Below are 4,234 nucleotides of genomic sequence, written 5' to 3'. Positions count from 1 at the left end.
CGGCCGGGGGCAGCGGCACCGGGGCGCCCGGCTCGGCCAGGCTCACCCGGGCCCCGGCGTACGGGGCGAGCAGGGCGCGCAGGTCGAGCGGGCCGTCGTCCGGGGGTACGGCACCGTCGTCGCAGGGTGTCCCGGGGCCCGCTTCCAGCGCCGTACGGGAGACCGGCAGCAGGCCGCCGGAGACCAGCATGCGCAGGGCGACCTCCTGCTCGCCCGCGAGCCGCCCCAGCTCGGCCGCCTCGCCGCCGATGACCGCGCCGCGCCGCTGCACCATCGCGAGCACCTGGAGCACGCCGTCGTGGATGTCGCGGGCCAGGCGCTCGCGTTCGCGGGTGGCGGCCTCGATCTCCAGGGCGCGGGCGAGGGTGCGCTCGGAGGCACGGGCGACCTCGACGACGTAGCCGATGGCGATGGAGGCGAGCCAGACCAGGATGACGTTGTGCACGGTGTCGCGGGTCGGGGCGCCGCGTTCGATCAGGTTGGCGGCGGCGACGGCCGTGGAGGCGATCGCGGCCCAGCGCCAGCCGCCCTTGAGGGCGAAGGCCAGCACCGCCCCGGCCGTCCATATCGAGGGCAGGGTGGGGCCGCCGCCCGTGATCCGCGCGGGGTCGTCGGTGAACGGCGTGAGCAGGATGCCCGTCACGGCGACGGTCAGGTCGGCCGCGAGGAACCTCCGGGTGCAGCGCTCGGCGCCGGTGACCCGGGGCAGGGTGACGGCCGTCCACACGACGAGGACCGCGTAGTACGCGACGGCGGCCCAGGGGCGTACGAAGTGGCCGAAGGCGGTGACGCCCAGACCGACGGCGTACAGCGCCGTCAGGACGCGGTATCCGGCGAGCGCGCGCCACAGCGGCAGCTCGACCGACATCCGCAGAACCCGCTCACGTCCGGCCACGACCGCCCCCGTCCCCCCGGTACTTCTTCCCCCGTGCTCCCCGGCTTCCCCCGTGCTCCCCCGGCCCGGCCGCTAGGCGCCGGTCTTCTCCGGCTTGTCCCCGGTGGACCCGGTCCCCGCCTGCGCGGCTTCCTTGGCGGCCTTCGCCGCATCCGCGAGCTGCCGCTTGGCGGCGGTCGCGTACATGTCCACGTACTCCTGGCCGGAGAGCTTCATGATCTCGTACATGACCTCGTCGGTCAGCGCGCGCAGCACGAACCGGTCGTGGTCCATGCCCTGGTAGCGGCTGAAGTCGAGGGGCTTGCCTATCCGGATGCCGGGCCGCATCAGCTTCGGCATCACCTTGCCGGGCGGCTGGATCTTCTCGGTGTCGATCATCGCGACCGGGATGACCGGGGCGCCCGTGGCCAGTGCCACGCGTCCCAGGCCGCCGGGCTTGCCCCGGTAGAGCCGGCCGTCGGGCGAGCGGGTGCCCTCGGGGTAGATGCCGAACAGCTCGCCGCGCTTCAGCACCTCTATGCCGCTCTTGATCGCCGCCTCGCCCGCGCCGCGCGCGCCGGAGCGGTCCACGGGCAGCTGTCCGACGCCCTTGAAGAAGGCGGCGGTCAGGCGTCCCTTGACGCCCGGGGTGGTGAAGTACTCCGCCTTGGCGATGAAGGTGACCTTGCGGTGCAGCATCGTGGGCAGGAAGAACGAGTCCGAGAAGGACAGGTGATTGCTCGCCAGGATCGCGGGGCCGTCGTCCGGGATGTTCTCCAGACCCTCCACCCAGGGCCGGAAGGCGACCTTGAGCGGCCCTCCGATGGCGAGCTTCATCGTGCCGTACAACACCCGTGTTCCTCCTGTGGTCCGTCGAACAGACCTTAACCCGGTCCGCGGCCGATGGACCCGACGACCCTGGTCGGTGTCGGTACGGTCGCGTACGGTGAAGCACATCCGCCGGTTCCGCAACACCGCTTTCCCCGAACCGTCCCGCACGCACCGGAAAAGTCCCTTCGCCCCTTCTCGGAACAGGAGCCCCAAGGTGCCGGTCCTTCCCGGAGCAGAGCCGTACCGCCACGAAGGCGGGGAGGTGGGTGTCCTCCTCTGTCACGGCTTCACCGGCTCGCCCCAGTCGCTGCGCCCCTGGGCGGAGCACCACGCCGCGCACGGCCTCACCGTCTCGCTGCCCCTGCTGCCCGGACACGGAACCCGCTGGCAGGACATGGCGGTCACGGGCTGGGCCGACTGGTACGCGACGGTCGACCGCGAGCTGCGGCACCTCACCGAGCGCTGCTCCCAGGTGTTCGTGGCCGGTCTGTCCATGGGCGGCGCGCTCTCCCTCGCGCTGGCCTCGCGGCACGGCGACCGGATCGCCGGGGTGGTCGTCGTCAACCCGGCGAACCGGGTGCACGGCCTCTCCGCGTACGCCCTTCCGGTGGCCCGGCATCTCGTGCCCTCCACGAAGGGCATCGCCAGCGACATCGCCAAGGAGGGCGCCGAGGAGCTGGGCTACGACCGGGTTCCGCTGCACGCCGCGCACTCGCTGCGGGAGTCCCTGCGCCGTCTGGACGGCGAGCTGCCGCGGGTCACCCAGCCGTTGCTGCTGCTGCGCAGCGCGCGGGACCATGTCGTTCCGGCGGCCGATTCCGCCCGGGTGCTGAGCCGGGTGTCCTCCACGGACGTAACGGAGATCGTGCTGGAACAGAGTTACCACGTGGCGACGTTGGACCACGATGCGGACCGGATCTTCGAGGAGAGCCTTGCCTTCGTCGGCCGGCTCGCACCCCGAGCCGACGAGGAAGGGACGGCCAGAGTTGGCTGAGCACGACTCCGATCGCGAGGGCCGCGAGGAGCGCGAGCCGGAGGAGCCGGGCGTGCCGGGCGTGCCCTTCGACGAGGAGGCCGCCTGGAAGGCGATCGTCGCCGGGTACGGCGAGGAGCCGGTGGACCCGCCGGGTTCCCGGCCGTTCCGGCCCATCGAGGATCTGGCGCTGCCGGAGATGGACCCGGAGGAGCCCGCCGTGGCCACCGGCACGGACACCTCCGGGGCGGACAAGGACAGCGCGGCCAAGGACGGCCCGGACAAGGACGGCGACGGGGAGGAACCGGGCACGCCCCGGACCGCTCGGCCGCTGGGCAGTTCGGTCTCGTTCGCGCCCGGGATAGGACCCCAGGCCGGGCCGCGCGACTACCAGGCTCCCGAGTCCTCCGAGGACGACTTCGACGAGGACGACGAGGGCCACTTCGTACCGCCCGAGCCGCCGCCGCTGCCGGTGGCGGACACCACGGCGAAGTTCGCCTGGCTCGGTGTGGTCGGCGGGCCCATCCTGCTGCTGCTCGCGGTGCTGCTCGGCTGGGAGATGACCTGGTGGCTGGCGACCTGCGGGATCGGCGGCTTCGTCGGCGGCTTCGTCACGCTGGTGACGCGGATGCGCACGGACGACGAGGAGGGGGGCGGCGACGACCCCGGGCGCGGGGCCGTCGTCTGACGTTCTTCAGGACGCGGGAATTCTGAGGGCGGCCAGGACCGGGAGATGGTCCGAGGCCGCCCTCAGGTCTTCCCCGGTGACCCCGGGCAGGTCCGCCGGGACTCCGCAGGCCAGCACCTCGATGCCCTTGGTGGCGAAGAGCGCGTCGATACGGCGCTCGGGCGCGGTGGCCGGGAAGGTGTCCGCGCCGCCCCGCGGGGCCGTGGTCCGGCAGTCCTGGAGTCCGGCGGCGAGGCTCTGGAAGGTGTGTCCCCCGGGGTCCTCGTTGAGGTCGCCGCCCGCGATCGCGTGCTCGGTGCCCATTCCGGCGAGGCGGTCGAGGAGTGCGGCGCCCTGTTCCCGGCGTTCGTCCCGCTGGAGGCTGAGGTGGCAGCTGAGGACGCCGAGGCGAGCCTGTCCGAAACGGACCTCGGCGGTGGCGAAGCCGCGCCGGTGCAGTCCGGGGGTGAGCGGGAGGAGGGCGTCCTCGGTGCGGTCGACCGTGGCCCGGAGTGAGCAGAGGATCGCCGGCCCTGCGGCGGGGGCTCCGCCGGTGAGGTAGGTCTGGCCTGTGGCGTTCGCGAGGCGGGTGAGCTTTTTGCGCCAGCGGAAGAAGCGGGGGGCTTCTTGGAGGAGGACGAGGTCCGGGGTGCAGGCGTTGATGACTCTGGCCAGGGCTTCGGTGTCGTCCTTCAGGGAGCGGACGTTGTAGGTCAGGACCCTGATGACCGCTGAACCGTCTGGTTCTGTGCGGGAGTTGGGGAACGGGGTTGCCATGCGGCCAACCTACGCGGTTCGGGCGTTCGGGCGCCTTATGAGTCAGGGGCGCGGGATCGTTTGCGACTGCCGGTCGTGCGTGGCTTGTCGCGCAGTTCCCCGCGCCCCTAAA

5 protein-coding genes are annotated in these 4,234 nt (G+C 72.6%); 2 read left to right on the top strand and 3 right to left on the bottom strand.

The genetic code is table 11. The features are described 5' to 3' along the window. A partial coding sequence (locus tag GTW40_RS31300; protein WP_161183511.1) for a DUF5931 domain-containing protein occupies positions 1 to 895 on the bottom strand: 895 nt, incomplete at its 3' end. A gap of 72 nt (positions 896 to 967) precedes the next feature. Further along, positions 968 to 1,726 (bottom strand): lysophospholipid acyltransferase family protein, encoded by a 759-nt coding sequence (locus GTW40_RS31295; RefSeq protein WP_343245831.1) that lies wholly within the window; start codon positions 1,724 to 1,726, stop codon positions 968 to 970. 193 nt (positions 1,727 to 1,919) lie between these two features. Between GTW40_RS31295 and GTW40_RS31290 the strand changes: the two genes are divergently transcribed. Both GTW40_RS31290 and GTW40_RS31285 read left to right on the top strand, forming a co-directional pair. Beyond that, on the top strand, positions 1,920 to 2,699 hold the full coding sequence (locus GTW40_RS31290; RefSeq protein WP_161183510.1) for an alpha/beta fold hydrolase: 780 nt from the start codon (positions 1,920 to 1,922) through the stop codon (positions 2,697 to 2,699). After that, the gene (locus GTW40_RS31285; protein ID WP_161183509.1) at positions 2,692 to 3,366 is read left to right on the top strand and encodes a hypothetical protein; all 675 of its coding nucleotides are present in this window, start codon (positions 2,692 to 2,694) and stop codon (positions 3,364 to 3,366) included. The genes GTW40_RS31290 and GTW40_RS31285 overlap by 8 nt, the downstream gene beginning before the upstream one ends. A 6-nt stretch (positions 3,367 to 3,372) precedes the next feature. Here the strand turns inward: GTW40_RS31285 and GTW40_RS31280 are convergent, their stop codons facing one another. After that, positions 3,373 to 4,122: an endonuclease/exonuclease/phosphatase family protein gene (locus GTW40_RS31280; protein WP_161183508.1), complete on the bottom strand. Its 750-nt coding sequence runs from the start codon at positions 4,120 to 4,122 to the stop codon at positions 3,373 to 3,375. Between the last annotated feature and the right edge of the window lie 112 nt (positions 4,123 to 4,234).

Origin of the sequence: Streptomyces sp. SID4985, from assembly GCF_009863025.1 — a bacterium.
Lineage (GTDB): Bacteria > Actinomycetota > Actinomycetes > Streptomycetales > Streptomycetaceae > Streptomyces.
The sequence above is the reverse complement of the archived record's forward strand: the minus strand, read 5'-3'. Positions and strand labels throughout refer to the sequence as shown.

Excerpts from the sequence above, each read along its gene's own strand:
- GTW40_RS31280 (WP_161183508.1), bottom strand. The coding sequence starts at position 4,122 with ATGGCAACCCCGTTCCCCAACTCCCGCACAGAACCAGACGGTTCAGCG.